This window comes from Vibrio sp. 1562 (genome assembly GCF_033340155.1).
GTDB lineage: Bacteria > Pseudomonadota > Gammaproteobacteria > Enterobacterales > Vibrionaceae > Vibrio > Vibrio alginolyticus.
In genome coordinates this window covers 1-598 of record NZ_JAWOVY010000550.1, presented here as the reverse complement: position 1 = coordinate 598, position 598 = coordinate 1, and the positions used below count along the sequence as shown (strand labels likewise).

Genomic DNA, 598 nt, shown 5'->3' with positions numbered 1-598 from the left:
ATGCCCGCCACAGATCAATGTTTGGTCGAAACAAGTGGCGAGGAGGACGCTCTTAATACCCCAGTAGTGGTAGAAGCGGACAACCTGCAAGCCATTAATGGTGACAAAGCACAATACTCTGGAAACGTCCAAGTAACGCAAGGTCCGAAGAAAATCACCGCAGATAGCGTAACCCTGCACCAACAAGACAACGTGGTGGTGGCAGAAGGCAACGTGACCTTCAATGACGGACAAGTTAAAGCCCGCTCAGATCGTGTTACCAACGACATCAACCAAGATACCTTCTCGCTTGAAAACACCGAATACCAATTTCTTTGCCAACAAGGTCGTGGTACTGCCGCTTACATTGCACGCACAGGTCAGTCTGTCTATGAACTAGAAGATGGCTCAATCACATCATGTCCGGAAGGCGATAATTCATGGCGCTTGGTTGCGTCTGGTATTGACGTAGACCAAGACGAAGAGACCGCCACGCTGCACCACCCTCGTTTTGAGATCATGGATGTGCCCGTGTTTTACGTGCCATACATGACCATGCCTATTGGCAACACGCGTAAAACCGGTTTCCTATTCCCTTCTCTTTCTTACGGTTCTAGTG

General features: G+C 49.3%; 1 protein-coding gene. It reads left to right on the top strand.

The genetic code is table 11. The features are described 5' to 3' along the window. A partial coding sequence (locus tag R7Z49_RS26335; protein ID WP_318112610.1) for an LptA/OstA family protein occupies positions 1 to 598 on the top strand: 598 nt, incomplete at both ends.